The organism is uncultured Rothia sp., from assembly GCF_963544205.1.
Taxonomy (GTDB): domain Bacteria; phylum Actinomycetota; class Actinomycetes; order Actinomycetales; family Micrococcaceae; genus Rothia.
This window is the reverse complement of the sequence record NZ_CAUUDY010000005.1, coordinates 133021-149889: the sequence shown is the minus strand read 5'-3', so window position 1 is coordinate 149889 and position 16869 is coordinate 133021. Positions and strand designations below refer to the sequence as shown.

The window sequence follows — 16869 nt, the reverse complement described above, 5'->3', positions numbered from 1 at the left end:
TCAGACCTACGACCAGCTGCTGACCGTCATGCTGACCTTCACCCTGGTGATGCTCATGCTCGCAGTGGTCATCTCCATCATTGGTGTGGCGAACACGATGACCCTCTCGGTCAACGAACGCCGCCGCGAGAATGCGATGCTCCGCTCGTTGGGCCTGTCCCGCAAGCAGCTGCGCCGCATGATTTCCATTGAGGCGATTCTGATTACGCTCGCCGCAGTGGTGCTCGGTATGGTTTCCGGTGCGGTGATTGGTAGCCTCTCTGCGCAGATTATTATGTCTTCCATGAGTGCTTCCGCCCCGCTCGTGCTTGACCTGCCGTACGTCTGGTACGTGGTCATCCTGATTGTGGGTGTGCTCGCTGCGATGCTCGCTTCGGCTCTGCCGGCGGCTCGTTCGGCTCGCATGTCCCCGGTTGAGGGTATGCGCGGCTAACCTGCTGTATCTGGCATAGTCACAGTACCCGGCAAACCCGGATACTCGGCGAGAGAAAGCCCCGGAGGGTGCCTCGAAAAGGAGATGCCCGCCGGGGCTTCACTGTGCCCTTATATAAGGGAGCGCTAGTGGGCGATACCCGCCTCATACGCCATAATGACCGCCTGCACACGATCACGCGCACCCAACTTCGCCAACACATGCGACACGTGCGTCTTCACCGTCGCCTCCGACAGCACCAACTCCCGCGTAATCTCCGCATTCGACAAGCCACGCGCAATCAGACCCAGCACCTCAAACTCACGCGGCGACAACTGCTCAATCAACTCACGATGCGGATAATCCTGTGCCGGCTCAGCCGGAATGAAGGTTGCTTTAGGAAGCTCAGATGCTACAGCCGGGGGAGCAACAGGAGCAGACTCAGCAACAGGCGCGGCAGGAACACCGGGAGTAGCGGCGGGGGAGTCCAGCACCGGAATCATATGCTCCAGCAGGCGGCGAGTAGCCGAGGGCGCAATCACCGCATCGCCGCGATGCACCGTACGAATCGCCTCCAACAGTTGCTCCGGCGGAGTGTCCTTCAACAAGAACCCGCTCGCGCCCGCACGCACCGCCGAATACACGTACTCGTCAATATCGAAGGTCGTGAGCATAATAATGCGCACCCGCTCGGACTCAGTCACCTCACGCTGGCCGTCACGCTCCAGGATGCGGCGCGCCGCCTCCAGTCCGTCGCAGTGCGGCATGCGCACATCCATGAGGATGACCTGCGGCGCCTGCCCCTCAGCGACCATGCGGTCAAAAACGTCAATTGCCGCCAGGCCGTCGTCTGCTTCCATGACGACCTGCAGGTCCGGCTGGGAGTTCACGAGCATGCTCAAGCCGCCGCGCACTAGGCGCTGGTCGTCAACGAGCATCACGCGGATCGGCTGGGTGTTCTGTGGTACGGAAGAGTACATAGTTTCAATCCTAGATCACGAGGTAGTAGAGGTATTAGAGGTCGCGGTAGGGTAGCGCCGCCTCAACGAGCCAGCCGCCGTCGGGCTGCAGACCGTAGGTGAGGGTGCCGTGGTACAGGGCGATGCGCTCGCTCATGCCGCGCAGACCGTTGCCGCTGCCGGGTACCGGGCGAGCAGTGTGCTGAGCCGTGACCGCAGAAACCGGTTCGTTCTCAACCCGCAGTTGCAGGCCCTCATCACCCCAGTGAATAGTGACGGTGGTTGCCGCGCCGGGGGAGTGCTTGAGCGCGTTGGTGAGCGCCTCCTGCACGGTGCGGTACGCCGCAAGTTCTGCGCCCTGCGGTAGGGTGCGCGCCATGGTGCCGGTGATTCCGGTGAAAGTGACGGGCAGCCCGGCGCGGCGGCTCTGCTCCACGAGGGCGGGCACGTCGTTGAGGGTGGGCACGGGTGCGTAGGCGGTCGCCTCGTCGGTGCGGAGTAGCCCGAGGAGGGAACGCATCTGCGTGAGTGAGTCGCGTGCCGTGTCTGCGATGAGTTCGAGGGTCTGCTCAGCAATATCCGGCGTGTTCTGCGCCTGTTCAGTCTGCTGCTGAGCCTGACCCGCCTGCTGTGCCCGTGCGGTGCGGGCGCTCGCGGCGGCGTAGCGTGCCCCGTCCGCCTGAGAAATAATGCTGGAGAGCGAGTGCGCCACGATGTCGTGCATTTCGCGGGCGATGCGGGTGCGTTCGTCCTGCGCGGCGAGGCGGCGTTCCTGCTCCTGCTCGTATTCGAGGCGGCGGGCGCGTTCTTTGAACTCTTCGCTGCGCAGTTCGCGCATGCGGCGGGAGTCGCCGAGGAACCAGAAGACGGTGAAGATGGATCCGCAGAGCACGCCGAGCATCAGGGAGATGAAGATGCGGGCGGGTATGTCGTCCCAGTGGTAGAGGAACGAGAGCGAGGCCTGCACGGTGACGGCGAGTGCGCCGACCCAACCGAGAATGAGGCCGCGGAAGCGGGCGCGGCGGCGCCAGTGCCGACCGATATGGTAGGCGGCGAGGCTGACGGGTGGGTAGCAGGTGATGGCAAGTGAGTCGGGGAAGGGCTCCAGGAGGGTGAGGCAGAGCGCCGCGATGACCACGTAGATGCTGCCGTAGGGGAAGCGGTAGCGAAAGTAGAGCGCGGTGGTGCTGCAGAGCGCGGAGATGAGCGGAATCCAGCCGTAGTTGTTGACGAAGGCAACGGAGAGCATGCAGCAGAAGAACTGCATGTGTGCGACGACGAGGACGTTCATCCAGCCGCGTTTGTCTCTGAGGTAGGTTTGTACGCGGCTGGAGGCGGTGATTGCGTCGGCGGGCAGGTCGCTGCTTTCTGAGACGCCGCGGGTATGCGTTACGGCGTAGCCTGATTCGCCTGTCTTAGTGCTGTTCTGTGGGTTCTTCTGGGGTTGGGTGCGCTTGAGGGGCATGGTTCCAGTGTATCGGGGTGTTGGTGAGGGGTTGGGAACCCCTTTTTTGCTCTCACATGCAGAAACATTCTGTGGGTTTGTGTGTGGGGTTGTGCGCTTGTGTGCGTGCGACACGCCAAAAACATCTATTTTTGGTGACCTTGATTACTTTTTTGTAGATTATTTATTCAATCACTACTTGAGAGTTTGGGATTGTATGGGGTTCGAAATTAGGTTTAAGAGACCCGTAACTCTCTTAAGCAACCTATTTTGGTTGAAAAACCTTCAACTAAGGCGGAGAGTTTAAGGGAAACCCCCTCATCAAACCATTTTTGGAACCATTGCGGGATAGGTTCTTGATGGGTATAGTTTTGGCTGTACCCGAAATCTACGCCGATGGTCTATGACCTCGCAGAGCGAACACCAAGCGCTCTGAAACGCGAAAGTCCCTATGCAGGGGACCGGTTACAGCATTATGTCGTTATCACCAGAGGTTAGGCACAAGCCTACTTCACTCACTCGAATCTCATCAGGTGACGTTCTTCGCCGCGCACGACGGCGGGTGATAACTTTTATTCCTCAAAATGACATCACTCTCGAAGGACATACATGTCTACTAACATTTCTCGCCGCAAGGTTGTCGCTGGCGCAGCATGGGCTGCTCCGGTTGTCGCAGCATCTGCTGCAGTTCCCGCTTTCGCAGCTTCCTCTGAGCCCTGCAAGTACGCAGCTGCTCCCAAGTTCAACATTTCCGGTCAGCCCTCCGGTGCTAAGGACACCGTGAAGTTCACCATCCCGGCGAAGGTTGACTCGATTCGCTTCGAGGTTGCTGGTGGCGCAGGTGGCGGTTCCAACCAGGTTCCTGGTGGTTCCGGTGCTCTCGTGACCGGTGAAATCCCCGTCAAGGAAGGCCAGGTCATCGAGCTGGTCGCAGCTTCCGGTGGTGTGGCTTACCTGGAGTCCGTCAGGGGCGTCGACAGCCCCTCACTGTGGCAGACCCGCCCCGCAACCGGTGGTAAGGGTTACGGTAACGGTGGTGACGTCAACGAGCAGCCCGTTCCCGCTGACGTCAAGGCTCAGGTTGACGCTAACTGGTCCAAGCCTTCCGATATGAAGCGCTACCTCTACGGTGGCTCCGGCGGCGGTTCCTCCGCTCTGATCATTAACGGCACCCCGGTTGCTGTTGCAGGTGGCGGTGGCGGTGCGGGTATCCGTACCCAGCCCGGTACCAACAACATGCCCTCGGGTAAGTACTACAACCCCAAGGCAGTCGACGCTTCCACCACCCGCCTGAGCGACCCCGACGTTAAGTCCGTTCTGCCCGCTGGTGCAAGCGCATCCGCAGCAGCCGGTGACGACGCTGAGACCTCCATCTCCCACTACACCGTTCTGAAGCCGTTCACCAATGAACGCACTGCTATGAAGGTTGCCGGTGGTAAGGGTGGTAACGGTGGTCAGGGTGGTGCAGGTGGCGAGCAGCCCCTGCTGTACTCCACCCTGGGTAACGTCAATGGTGTCCTGGGCTTCAAGAGCCAGAACAAGCAGGAGCTCTTCAGCTCCGCTACCGCTGGTGACAGGGGTGGCTCCGGCTTCGACGGTAAGGGTGCAGACGGCGTCTTCGCATACTCCTACCAGATCGACAACAACGATATCTCCAAGCTGGAAATCGTTCACGCGACCAACCCTGTTAACCTCAACGATAAGACCAACCTGGACAAGGACTCGACCCTGAAGTCCTTCAACGGTTACCAGACTGTTGTCTCCGCAGGTGGTGGCGCAGGCTACGGTGGCGGTGGCTCGGGTGCAGCTCGTGGCCTGTCCTCCATCATCACCTCCCAGAAGTGGAACGGTAACGAAGAGCCCACTCGTTACCGCCAGAACGTTAGCGCGCTGCTGCAGGCAGGCGCAGGTGGTGCAGGTGGCTCCTTCGTGGCTCCCAGCGTAGCCGAAGGTACCATTACCTCCGCTAACAACGCTGCAAAGCAGTCCGGTGTCCGTAACCCCGGTTACGTGAAGGTCACCCTCTGCGAGCGCGCGTAATAGCGTCTAGGTTCTTACCCTGTGAGAACTCGTAGATAAACAATATTCCCCGGCTGAATATTCAGCCGGGGAATATTGTTTTAACCGGCGGGGCAGGGGAGCGGTAGCTAACCTGGAACTCTCTAGCCCAGAGTCTGAGAACCCGCCCGCACACTCTACCGCCCACCCGTGGTGCGTATTAGGGTAGAGGCATGACTGAAGCACGTAGCATCGACCTCGCCGTCATCCCCGGCGACGGCATCGGCCCCGAAATCATTACCGAAGCCCAGCGCATCCTCACCCGCGCCTGCGAGCTCGAAAACATCACCGTAACCCCCACCCACTACAAGCTCGGCGCCGAGCACTGGCTGGAAACCGGTGAAACCCTGCCCGACTCCACCATGGACGCCCTCAAGCAGCACGACGCGATCCTCTTCGGCGCCATTGGTGCAGACCCCCGCAGCGGTCAGATTCCCTCCGGCCTCATCGAACGCGAAATGCTCCTCAAGCTGCGCTTCGCCTTCGACCACTACATCAACCTGCGTCCCTCCCGCCTGTACCCCGGCGCAGTCTCCCCGCTCGCCAACCCCGGCAACATCGACTTTGTGGTCGTGCGTGAAGGCACCGAAGGCCCCTACATCGGCAACGGCGGCGTCATCCGCGGCGGCACCCCCCACGAAATCGCCACCGAAGTCTCCCTCAACACCGCACACGGTGTGGAGCGCCTGGTGCGCTACGCCTTCGAGCTGGCATCCACCCGCCGTAAGAAGGTCACCCTCGTGCACAAGACCAACGTGCTCACCCACGCAGGTCGCCTCTACAACCGCTACTTCACCGAAATTGCGGCTGAATTCCCCGAGGTTGAGACCGACTACCTGCACATTGACGCGACCACCATCTTCATGGTCACTGACCCCGCCCGCTTCGACGTGATTGTCACCGACAACCTCTTCGGCGACATCATCACCGACCTCGCAGGTGCAGTCACCGGCGGTATCGGCTACGCGGCAAGCGGCAACATCAACGCCGTCGGCGAGTTCCCCTCCATGTTCGAGCCCGTACACGGCTCCGCACCGGACATCGCCCGCCAGAACAAGGCAAACCCCACCGCCGCAATCCTCGCCGGCGCAATGCTGCTCCGCCACCTCGGCCACGATGCCGCCGCAGCCCGCATTGAGGACGCCGTCGAGGCAGATATGCGCGAAAACGGCGCCACCGTGCGCGGAACCGATCAGGTCGGCGCGGACGTACTCGCACGCCTCGGCTAAGCTCACCTGGCTAAAACTGGCTCGGCTAAAACCCGCCAGCCGTAGCCGCTGAACGCAAAACACCCGTGAAGCCCGGAAGGAACACACCTTCCGGGCTTCACCTGTTCACATCCTGAATGGGAGAAAAGGTGCGCATGCGGCAAACTCATCTTTCCGGTACTCTAAAACAGGTCAGGCACACCCGCCCGGCACTTCGGCGGTGGACACCCTCCACCACTCACTGCAATGCATCCGACTAGCACAGACCGCTAGATGCACCATCTGCCCCGCACGACAACGCGCCCGGCGGCACACACCGGTTCTACGCCCCGACGCGAGAACCGCGAATCAAAGAACGCCTGCACAAGCAACTAGACAAAGAGGAACGCAGAACGATGGCCATCGAATTCAGCCACGAAGCAAACCAGTCACCCGCCTCCGCCGAACGCCGCGCCGAAATCCTTGCAAACCCCGGCTTCGGTGACTACTTCACCGACCACATGGTCACCATCGACTGGGAAGGCGACTACAAGACCGGCGGTACCTGGTACGACGCACGAGTTCGCCCCTACGGCCCGCTCGTCCTCGACCCCGCAGCATCCGTCTTCCACTACGGCCAGGAAATCTTCGAAGGCATCAAGGGCTACCGTCACGCAGACGGCTCCGTGTGGACCTTCCGCCCCGAAAAGAACGCGGCACGCTTCGCGAACTCCGCACGCCGCCTCTCCCTGCCCGAGCTGCCCGAAGAGACCTTCATCGAGTCCCTGCGCGAACTCGTGAAGATGGACGAGCAGTGGGTTCCCACCGGTGACGGTGAAGCCTTCTACTTCCGCCCCTTCATGATCGCAACCGAGGCGTTCCTGGGCGTTCGCCCCGCACGCCACGTGCAGTACCACGTGATTGGCTCGCCCGCAGGTAACTACTTCGGCACCCCCGAGCCCGTGGACATCTGGCTCTCCACCACCTACGCCCGCGCAGGCGAAGGCGGCACCGGTGCAGCAAAGTGCGGCGGTAACTACGCGGCATCCATGATTGCCCAGACCGAGGGTGAGAAGCACGGCTGCAAGCAGGTCATCTTCAAGGACCCGCACCGCGGCGACGCCATCGAAGAGCTCGGTGGCATGAACGTGTTCTTCATCTTCGGCAAGGAAAACAAGATTGTTACCCCCGAACTGACCGGCACCATTCTCGAGGGCGTGACCCGCTCCTCGCTGATTCAGCTCGCTAAGGACCGCGGCATGACCGTCGAAGAGCGCGCAATCACCCTCAACGAGTGGCGTGAAGGCGTGGCAAACGGCGACATCACCGAAATCTTCGCCTGCGGCACCGCAGCAGTGGTCGCCCCCATCGGCAAGCTCAAGGCAGAAGACTTCGAAATCCCGGCACCCACCGAGCACTTCGGCGAAATCTCCAAGAGCCTGCGCGAAGAGCTCGTCGGCATTCAGCTCGGCACCGTTGAGGACCGCCACGGCTGGATGACCCGCCTCATCTAATCTTTCACGCGAAATCCCCGTAGGATGCGCCCGCCCGACTCGCACGTCGCGCGGCGAGCAACCCGCGGGGATTCGCTGTGCCCGGTAAATGCTGTGGGGGAGGGGATGCACACCCCGCCGCCCACACCCTCGAAGGCTGGTACCCTAGAAAGTATGCGTATTGCACGATTTACCGTAAATAATGAGCTCCACTTCGGGCTGGTAGAAGGCGACGCAGGCGAAGAAACCCTGCGCGTACTCGCCGGCGACCCCTTCTACTCGGGTATTGAACCGACCGGCACCACCTACCCCATCGACCAGGTGCGCCTGCTCGCCCCGATTATTCCCCGCTCCAAGGTGATTGGAGCGATCGCAAACTGGGCTGGAACCGAGGCGCCCGCCTCCCCGCAGTTCTTCCTCAAGCCCAACACCACCGTCATTGGCCCCGGCGACCCCGTGACCCTGCCCGAGTACTCCGAAGCCGTCAGCGCAGAAGGTGAACTCGCCGTCATTATCGGTCGTATCGCCAAGTCCGTGCCGCTTGAGCGCGTGCACGAGGTCATCTTCGGCTACACCGTAGCAAACGACCTCACCGCCCGCGACCTACTCGAAGACCGCCAGTGGACCCGCGCTAAGGGCTTCGACGGCTCCACCCCGCTCGGCCCGTGGATTGAAACCGACCTGGACACCGACTCGCTGAACATCACCACCTGGGTTGACGGCGACGTCGTGCAGGAAGGCAACACCTCCGAAATGCACTACTCCGTAGCCGAGCAGGTTGCCGCAGCCTCCGAAATCTTCACCCTGCTGCCCGGCGACGTACTGCTCACCGGCACCCCCGCCGGTATCAGCGTACTGCGCGACGGCAACGAAGTAGAGGTCGAAGTCGAAGGCATCGGCTCCCTCGTCACCCGCGTGCGCGACTAAGCAGCCCGCGCCCCACAACGTAACGTACATCCTGAAACACACCGTCAAGGAGACATCATGACCGAATACCACGGTCCCGTACTCAACAGCCCCGCAGACACCCGCGTACGCTTCTGCCCCTCGCCCACCGGCACCCCGCACGTGGGCATGGTCCGCACCGCCCTCTTCAACTGGGCGTATGCACGCCACACCGGCGGCAAGCTGATTTTCCGCATCGAAGACACCGACGCGGCACGCGACTCCGAAGAGTCGTTCAACCAGGTGCTCGAATCCCTGCACTGGCTCGGCATCAACTGGGACGAAGGCGTCGGCGTCGGCGGCCCCCACGAGCCCTACCGCCAGTCCGAGCGTAAGACCGCAGGCATCTACAACGAGATTTTCGAAAAGCTCGTTGAGGGCGGCTACGTGTACGAAGACTTCTCCACCCCCGACGAGGTGAAGGAGCGCCGCAAGGCAGCCGGTCAGGACCCGCAGCTCGGCTACGACAACTATGACCGCAACCTCACCGAAGAGCAGAAGGAAGCCTACCGCGCCGAGGGCCGCAAGCCCGTCTGGCGCCTGCGCATGCCCGATGAGGACATCACCTTCAACGACCTGGTTCGCGGTGAAATCACCTTTAAGGCCGGCACCGTGCCCGACTACGTGGTCGTGCGTTCCAACGGCGACCCGCTGTACCCCTTCGTGAACCCCGTCGACGACGCACTCATGGGCGTTACCCACGTGCTGCGCGGCGAGGACCTGCTCTCCTCCACCCCGCGTCAGATCGCGCTCTACCGCGCGCTCATCGACACCGGCGTGACCAGCTTCATCCCCGAATTCGGCCACCTGCCCTACGTTATGGGCCAGGGCAACAAGAAGCTCTCCAAGCGCGACCCCGAGTCGAACCTCTTCCTGCTGCGCGATGCCGGCTTCATCAAGGAAGGCCTGCTGAACTACCTGTCCCTGCTGGGCTGGTCCCTCTCCGCAGACCAGGACGTCTTCAGCATCGACGAGCTCGTCGAGCACTTCGATGTGCACGACGTGGTGGCCAACCCCGCCCGCTTCGACGTGAAGAAGGCAGAGTCCATCAACGGTGACCACATCCGTGCGCTCGACCCCAAGGACTTCCGCGACCGCCTCATCCCGTACCTGCAGACTGCAGGCGTACTCGGCGAAACCCTCACCGAGCGCCAGGAGCAGGTGCTCACCGAGGCCGCACCCCTGGTTCAGGAGCGTATGCAGCTGCTCGGCGAAGCACCCGGCCTGCTCGCATTCCTCTTCAAGAGCGACGACGAGATCACCGTGGCGGACGACGCCCGCAAGCAGCTCAAGGAATCCGCACCGCAGGTGCTAGCCGCCGCCATCGAGGCTCTCGAGCCCCTCGAGGACTTCACCGCAGCCAACATCGAGGCAGCCCTGCGCGCCGCAATCGTCGACGGCCTGGAAATCAAGCCGCGCCTCGCATTCGGCCCCGTGCGCATCGCAGTGTCCGGTGAGCGCATCTCCCCGCCGCTGTTCGAATCCATGGAAATCCTGGGCAAGGACTCCTCCCTCGCACGCCTGCGCAAGCTGGCCGCTGAACTGAGCTAACCATGAGCCAGCCGAATAACCAATCCATCATCGGCAAGGCGCTGCTGAAGGGCACCCTCATGGCGCTCACCAACGCCTGCATTATCTGGCTGTTCGCCTACATTGCAGGTTTGGATCGCTCCGTGTGGATGGTCATCATCATTATTGCCGGTGCAGTGCTTGCGTACGTGACCGCGTTCCTGGAGGCACGCGCCATGCAGAACGCGGCTCGCGGTGGCGATGTGAGCAGCTCCTCGTCTGTCGTGGATTCCTCCGACTCTTCGGACTCTTCGCGTGAAGAGGACGACGAAGACGACTTTGTGGACCCGGGCCCCGACCCGGACGCGGGCGACTTCGACGCAGGAAGCTCCAGCTCCGATTACAGCAGCTCGGACTTCGGTGGCGGCGATTCTGGCGGAGGCGACTCCGGCGGCAGTAGCGACTAAGCTCTAGAGAATCCCCTTATCCAGCGGGAATCTGATGACCGAAAGGTCTGAAGAAACCCGGCGGATAAGGGGATTTTTCGTAAATTTGAGAATATTTTTTTGTGATGGGTATTTCCTGTAAAACTACTAGTCGGTATGTTTTATAGTGTTGAATCTGGTTCCATTTGGGGAAGTGTGGCGAGAATTTGGTTTGCGCACCCCGATAAAGACTCGTATAGTAGTACCTGTTGTTGCGACGAACTGAAAAGTTCAAAGCGAAAACATGCGGTTGTAGCTCAGTTGGTAGAGCACCACCTTGCCAAGGTGGATGTCGCGAGTTCAAGTCTCGTCAACCGCTCCACTGAAGCCCCGAGGTTCGCCTCGGGGCTTTTTCGTTGTCTTCAGAAGTTTTAGGTTTTGGAGGTGAGGGTTCCGGGTAAGAGTCTTGTGATCTTTTTCCGGAGTGACTGCTTTGGCGAGCTTGCTGCTGGGGAAGCAGGGTGGGAAGAAAAATCTTCAAAAAATTTAGGGTGCAAAGCGTGCGGTGGAGCGGCTGAAACTGCTCTCCGAGTCCTCCTGAAGCTGCTTTGAGGGGTGAAAACCGGCCCCAAAACCCTCTTTTTGAAGAAATTTAAAAAACTTTTCGACCCCAAAAACCCCGGAAATACGCGGAAGTAGCGGGTATAAAACCGTAAATGTGAGGCGGCTCTCCAGATTTCGGCTTGCATACCTCCAGAAAGACCCGTATAGTTATTACTCGTTCCGGTGAAAAGCCGAGAGGCGAAAAACGGAACGGTAACTCAATAGAGTAATGGGATATGGTGTAATTGGCAACACGAAGGTTTCTGGTTCCTTTGTTCTAGGTTCGAGTCCTGGTATCCCAGCTAACCTCCTTACGGAGGTTGCGGCCCCATCGTATAGCGGCCTAGTACTCCGCCCTCTCACGGCGGCAACACCGGTTCAAATCCGGTTGGGGTCACCACTAGGAAAAAGCCTGGTTTCTTCGGAAGCCAGGCTTTTTTGTTTATATCTTTATTCGTTAGCTGCCTCTTGCTTTGCGGTGCCGCCGTGAGCCTCTCACGGCGCCGCTCCTGACGTCGCGGCACTGCGGGGCATGATGGATTTCCTCGCACGCTCGGCATCATGCGCCGCCACTTCTTACGGCGTGGCATTCGGACGCATAATGAAATCCCTCGCGCGCTCGGCATTATGCGCCCTCATCACCGTGACACCCCGGTTGGGGTCACCACTAGGAAAGAAGCTCTCCAGTCGAAAGGCTGGGGAGCTTTTTTGTTTATCTCTGCATCTGTCCGAAAACCTTTTAGATTCTACGGTGCCGCCGCGTACTCCTCGAAAAGCCACAAGTGTTTCGAAAAGCCACCACTTTGGTTGCTTATCGAAACACAAGTGGCTTCTCGGCGGCAGTAAAAAAAGAGAGCGCAGAATTTGACCTTCACGCCAAGCCTCGGTATAGTCTTATCCGTAAGCGTGATTGGCGCAGTGGTAGCGCGCTTCGTTCACACCGAAGAGGTCACTGGTTCGAACCCAGTATCACGCACCAAAGAACCCCCGTTTCAAGGAACGGGGGTTTTATTATGCCCACCGGGTCAAACCCACCGGCAACAGTCCACCGCAGCGGACACAACCACCCGAGAATGAGGTACCCCGTGACAACACCCGAACTCGCCGCAGCCACCGACTACGGACGCATGTACTCCCGCAAACGCGGAGGAGAACTCCTCGTCCCCTCCATCACCACCGTCATCGGGCAGCACGCCAGCGACCTCAGCGGCTGGCACGGGTACATGGCAGCCAAAGCCGCCCTCGAAGACCAGCGCGCCTACCGCGCCACCGGATCCCACGGCCTCAAATTCGCCATCATCCGCGACGCAGCCAGCGCCTCCGAACGATACCGCGACGCAGCCGCCGCCCGAGGCGACCGCGTCCACAACTACGCCGAAGCCGTCGCCCTGCGCGCCATGGGTCGCGAACACAACCTCGACGAAAGCCGCGAACAGCTCATCCTCAACGGCGAACAGGCCTACGCCGACCGCTTCGACGAATGGTGGGAAGCATTCAAACCCCGCCCCCTCGCCGCCGAAGTCACCATCTGGAACGACACCGTCGGCTACGCAGGCACCCTCGACCTCGTCGCAGAAATCGCGGGCCGAACCTGCATCATCGACTACAAAACTAAAGGCACCGACAAGCGCGGCCGAGTCAAAGCACTCGACGAGAAAGTCGTCATGCAGCTCGTCGCCGGGCTCAAAGCCGAAGAATCCATCGTTGACCCCGACGAGGGCACCTGGGAACCCTGGAAATACGGCGACGCGCCCGTCCTCATGGGCGTGGCACTCGGAGAAACCCAAGTACTGCCGCAGCAGGCGAACCCCGCCGTGCTCGAACGCAACTGGTACAAGTTCTGCGCCCTGCGCCGCGTCTGGGAATTCGACCGACAGCTCCAAGAATTTGAAGACCCCGCGCTCATGCCTGTAGTACCGCCGCCCGCGGCATAAACCAGTACCCCCGCCCGCGGTATAGGCCAGTACCCCCGCCGACTAGAAGACTGGGTGGCATAGGGGAGTAGAGGGGAGAGGCTCAAACCCCTGGGGGAGATGAGCCCAGGGAGGTGAGGCTCAGCCCTCACCCTGCCGCCTCCACCCCCAGCGCCTCGATTCGTTCTAGATTCGCGCTACTGAATCGGCGACAATAGAACAATAGGCAGAACGGTGACCGCGCACCTGCTGTGAAGAATGCGCCCGCTGTGAAGAACCCGCTACTGGGAAAACCGCCAGCGCAGTTTCACCCGCGAGGTTCTACCAGCGCAGTTCTGCCGCCATGTTGAAATCCGTAAGCACATTCCCGGCACACCGCCGGCAAAGGAGAACCATGACCATCCTGAGCATCCGCACCGTGGGCGACCCGGTGCTCCGCAGCGTCTGCGACCCCATCACCGTCTTTGACGACGACCTGGCACGACTCATCGACGACATGCTAGAAACCATGTACGACGTGGGCGGCGTGGGCCTTGCGGGCCCGCAGGTTGGCATCTCCAAGCAAATCTTCACCTTCGGCGGCATTGACGACCGCGAAGGCTACATCATCAACCCTGCGCTCGAGGTTGGCGAAGAAGACCAGGAAGGCGGCGAAGGCTGCCTGTCCGTGCCCGGTCAGAAGTCCGCGACCCCGCGCAAGAACTGGGCGCGCGTGACCGGCGTAGACCGCCACGGCGAGCCCCTCGTGCTGGAGGGTGAAGGTCTGTTTGCGCGCATGCTGCAGCACGAAACCGATCACCTGCACGGCAAGCTCTTCATCGACCGCCTCGTGGGCGAAGACCGTCAGCGCGTCATGCGTGCCCTGCGCGCCGCAGATTACAACACTGTCGCCGCGAAGACCGTGACCGAACGTGCAGCCCGCGTGGGCGGTGCCTTCGGTGCCGGTGGCGCGTTCGGTGCAGGTTCTGCTGGTTCTTCCTTCGGTAGCTTCGGAAAGTAGGCTCAGATGCTCAACATTATTTACGCAGGCACCCCCGACGTTGCCGTGCCCCCGCTCGACTACCTGGCGAACTCCGATAAGGTGCGCGTGGTCGGCGTGCTCACCCGCGAGGACGCCCCCGTGGGCCGCAAGCGCGTGCTCACCCCCTCCCCGGTGGCACAGCGTGCCGAAGAGCTCGGCCTGCCCATCGTGAAGGCAAACCGCTGGAACGACGAAGCCGCCGCAGCCATCGCAGAACTGAACGCTGACGCAGCCGCCGTGGTCGCCTACGGCGCCCTGCTGCCGCTGTCCGCGCTGGAATCCCTGCGCTACGGCTGGGTGAACCTGCACTTCTCCAAGCTGCCCGCCTGGCGCGGCGCCGCCCCCGTGCAGCGCGCCCTCATGGCCGGCGAGCAGGAAATCTTCTCCACCACCTTCCTGCTCGAGGAAGGCCTGGATACCGGCCCCACCTTCGAACAGGAATCCACCCCCGTGGCCGCCGACGACACCGCCGGTAGCGTGCTTATGCGCCTCGCCACCAGCGGCGGCGCGCTGCTCGAACGCACCTTTGAGCGTCTCGAAGCCGGCGAGCACGGCACCGCGCAGGTCGAGGACGAGTCGATCAGCTACGCCTCCAAGATGAGCATTGCCGACGGCCGCCTCACCTGGACCGAACCCGCCGAACAGATCCTGGCGCGCTTCCGCGGCGTGACCCCCGAACCCGGCGCATGGTGCGAACTGGGCGAAAACCGCTTCAAGATCGGCGGCCTGGCGGTCGCCGACGAGCGCCTGGTGCAGTCCCTGACCGAGGCAAACGGCGGCCCCCTCGCACCCGGCGCGGTGCGTCTGCACGCGAAGAAGGTACTGGTCGGCACCGGTACCGAACCGCTGATGCTGCTGCAGGTTCAGCCTGCCGGTAAGAAAATGATGGATGCGCCCGCATGGGCTCGCGGCGCTGGCAAGGACATGGCGGAAGGCCTGGTGGTACTCGCATGAGCAACGAAAAGCGCCCCTACAAGGGAGGACACGGCAAGCCCGGTCACGCTGGCAATGGCAAGCCCGGTCACTCCGGTAAGCCCGGCAACGGCAAGTTCAGCCAGAGCAATGGTCAGGGCGAGGGCGGTGCGAAGCGTAAGCGTCGCCGCCGCTCCGGCTCGGGTGCGAGTGAGCAGAACCGCCAGCAGAAGTGGGATGACAACTCCCGCGGCGACAAGAAGCGCTTCGAAAACCGTGGCGAGAACCGTGGCGAATCGCGCACTGGTCGCCGCTTCGACGGCCTGACCAGTGTCGAACGTGCCGCACGCCGCGCCAAGACCGAACACGACGACACCAAACGCGGTGGCGGCGGCACCTCCCAGCGCAATAAGAGCGGCCACGAACGCAACCGCCGCTCCATGTCCGCCCGCGAATTCTCCGCGGCGGCACCCTCCGCACGCTCGCGCACCGCAGACACCGCCCGAGCAACCGTCTTTGACGTACTGCGCTCCGTGGCTGAATCTGACGCCTACGCGAACCTCGTGCTGCCCAAGGCGATTCGTAGCCACCGCCTCGACCACCGCGACGCGGGCTTCGCAACCGAGCTGACCTACGGCACGCTGCGCTACCAGGGCACCTACGACGCAATCCTGCGCCACTGCGTGGACCGCCCCCTCGAGAAGGTCGGCACCACCACCCTGATCGTGCTACGCATGGGCGTGCACCAGCTGCTGAACATGCGCGTTCCCGCCCACGCGGCGTTGAACCAGAGCGTGTCCCTGGCACGCGAAAAGATTGGTGCGGGCCCGGCAAGCTTCATCAACGCGGTGCTGCGCCGCGTCTCCGAGCGCACCCCCGAAGAGTGGTACGAACTCATCATCGAGGACGCGAAGGACGACACCGAGCGCATGGCTCTGCTCGCCTCGCACCCCGGCTGGATTGTGCGTTCCATGCGTCAGGCACTGGTTGCGCACGGCCGTCCCGCCACCGAAATTGAGCAGCTGCTCGAAGCGGACAATCTCGCGCCCGTGGTGAACCTGGTGGCGCTACCCGGCCTGGGTAGCCTCGACGAGGCACGCGAACAGGGCGCCGTCGACGGCGAGCTGGTTGAGGGCTCGGCGCTGTACGCCTCCGGCGACTTGGCGCGCCTGGAATCCGTGCGTGAAGGCACCGTCCGCGCCCAGGATGCCGGCTCCCAGCTGGTAGCACGCGCGCTCGCCGCAGCACCCCTGGACGGCGCCGACACCGCCTGGCTCGACCTGTGCGCGGGCCCCGGCGGTAAGGCGGCGCTGCTCGGCGCTATCGGTGTTCAGCGCGGCGCATCCCTGGTCGCCAACGAGGCGGCACCGCACCGCGCGCAGCTCGTGGAATCCTCCATGCGCCCCCTGCCCGAGGACAGCTACACGGTGCTCACCGGTGACGGCCGCCAGATCCGCGGGACCCTGAGCAAGAACGCCTCCGCACTGCCCGGCTCCATTGAACCCGGTCAGCTTTTCGACCGCGTCATGGTGGATGTGCCCTGCTCCGGCCTGGGTGCCCTGCGCCGCCGCCCCGAGGCGCGTTGGCGCAAGTCCCCGCGCGATATCGCCGAGCTGCTACCCCTGCAGCGTCAGCTCCTAGACGCGGCCATTGAGGCGACCCGCCCCGGCGGCGTCATCGCGTACGTGACCTGCTCCCCGCACGCGGCAGAAACCCAGAACATTGTCGCCGAGGTGCTCGAAAGTGGCGCGGTCAGCCTGCTCGACTCGGCTGCCGCACTGCGAGAGGTCGCCCTGCACACTGAGGGCGCGAACGGTGAGCCCGTGAGCGTGCTGGCGGGGGAGAAGGACCCCGGCCACACCCCCGAAATCAAGGTCAAGAAGGGCGCGCCGGTCGTGAAGGCGTCGGAGAACCCGACCACCGCACAGCTGTGGCCGCACGTGCACGGAACCGACGCAATGTTCCTCGCCCTGCTGCGCAAGAACTAA

General features: G+C 62.3%; 13 protein-coding genes and 4 tRNA genes. 15 read left to right on the top strand and 2 right to left on the bottom strand.

Annotated features, from left to right (window positions below; all coding sequences use genetic code 11):
- A partial coding sequence (locus tag RWZ58_RS04580) for an FtsX-like permease family protein (RefSeq protein WP_314657740.1) occupies positions 1 to 433 on the top strand: 433 nt, incomplete at its 5' end.
- Positions 434 to 558: 125 nt separating this feature from the next.
- Here the strand turns inward: RWZ58_RS04580 and RWZ58_RS04575 are convergent.
- Together RWZ58_RS04575 and RWZ58_RS04570 are read right to left on the bottom strand one after the other, a co-directional pair.
- On the bottom strand, positions 559 to 1392 hold the full coding sequence (locus tag RWZ58_RS04575; protein ID WP_314657738.1) for a response regulator transcription factor: 834 nt from the start codon (positions 1390 to 1392) through the stop codon (positions 559 to 561).
- Positions 1393 to 1426: 34 nt separating this feature from the next.
- Positions 1427 to 2836, bottom strand: coding sequence for a histidine kinase (locus RWZ58_RS04570; protein ID WP_314657737.1), 1410 nt, complete (start codon positions 2834 to 2836; stop codon positions 1427 to 1429).
- Positions 2837 to 3424: 588 nt separating this feature from the next.
- On the opposite strand from RWZ58_RS04570, the gene RWZ58_RS04565 reads away from it, so the two are divergent.
- The 14 genes from RWZ58_RS04565 to RWZ58_RS04500 all read left to right on the top strand — a co-directional run bounded on the left by RWZ58_RS04565 (position 3425) and on the right by RWZ58_RS04500 (position 16869).
- On the top strand, positions 3425 to 4855 hold the full coding sequence (locus RWZ58_RS04565; RefSeq protein ID WP_298699298.1) for a transcriptional initiation protein Tat: 1431 nt from the start codon (positions 3425 to 3427) through the stop codon (positions 4853 to 4855).
- A gap of 191 nt (positions 4856 to 5046) precedes the next feature.
- A complete protein-coding gene (locus tag RWZ58_RS04560; protein ID WP_314657735.1) occupies positions 5047 to 6102 on the top strand; it encodes a 3-isopropylmalate dehydrogenase in 1056 nt (351 codons plus the stop codon).
- Positions 6103 to 6476: 374 nt separating this feature from the next.
- Complete coding sequence (locus tag RWZ58_RS04555) at positions 6477 to 7574, top strand: branched-chain amino acid aminotransferase (protein ID WP_314657733.1); 1098 nt, start codon at positions 6477 to 6479, stop codon at positions 7572 to 7574.
- Positions 7575 to 7727: 153 nt separating this feature from the next.
- On the top strand, positions 7728 to 8480 hold the full coding sequence (locus RWZ58_RS04550; protein ID WP_005507404.1) for a fumarylacetoacetate hydrolase family protein: 753 nt from the start codon (positions 7728 to 7730) through the stop codon (positions 8478 to 8480).
- A 57-nt stretch (positions 8481 to 8537) separates the two neighbouring features.
- The gene (gene gltX / locus RWZ58_RS04545) at positions 8538 to 10049 is read left to right on the top strand and encodes a glutamate--tRNA ligase (RefSeq protein ID WP_314657731.1); all 1512 of its coding nucleotides are present in this window, start codon (positions 8538 to 8540) and stop codon (positions 10047 to 10049) included.
- Positions 10050 to 10051: 2 nt separating this feature from the next.
- Complete coding sequence (locus tag RWZ58_RS04540) at positions 10052 to 10474, top strand: hypothetical protein (protein WP_314657729.1); 423 nt, start codon at positions 10052 to 10054, stop codon at positions 10472 to 10474.
- Between the two features lie 264 nt (positions 10475 to 10738).
- A tRNA-Gly gene (locus RWZ58_RS04535) sits at positions 10739 to 10814 on the top strand.
- A gap of 451 nt (positions 10815 to 11265) precedes the next feature.
- Positions 11266 to 11337 (top strand) — tRNA-Gln (locus tag RWZ58_RS04530).
- A gap of 22 nt (positions 11338 to 11359) precedes the next feature.
- Positions 11360 to 11435, top strand: a tRNA-Glu gene (locus tag RWZ58_RS04525).
- Positions 11436 to 11939: 504 nt separating this feature from the next.
- A tRNA-Val gene (locus RWZ58_RS04520) sits at positions 11940 to 12014 on the top strand.
- Positions 12015 to 12120: 106 nt separating this feature from the next.
- The gene (locus tag RWZ58_RS04515; protein ID WP_314657727.1) at positions 12121 to 12969 is read left to right on the top strand and encodes a cytochrome; all 849 of its coding nucleotides are present in this window, start codon (positions 12121 to 12123) and stop codon (positions 12967 to 12969) included.
- A gap of 373 nt (positions 12970 to 13342) precedes the next feature.
- The gene (def, locus tag RWZ58_RS04510) at positions 13343 to 13948 is read left to right on the top strand and encodes a peptide deformylase (RefSeq protein ID WP_314657725.1); all 606 of its coding nucleotides are present in this window, start codon (positions 13343 to 13345) and stop codon (positions 13946 to 13948) included.
- A 6-nt stretch (positions 13949 to 13954) separates the two neighbouring features.
- On the top strand, positions 13955 to 14923 hold the full coding sequence (gene fmt / locus RWZ58_RS04505) for a methionyl-tRNA formyltransferase (RefSeq protein ID WP_314657723.1): 969 nt from the start codon (positions 13955 to 13957) through the stop codon (positions 14921 to 14923).
- Positions 14920 to 16869: a transcription antitermination factor NusB gene (locus tag RWZ58_RS04500; protein WP_314657721.1), complete on the top strand. Its 1950-nt coding sequence runs from the start codon at positions 14920 to 14922 to the stop codon at positions 16867 to 16869. The genes fmt and RWZ58_RS04500 overlap by 4 nt, the downstream gene beginning before the upstream one ends.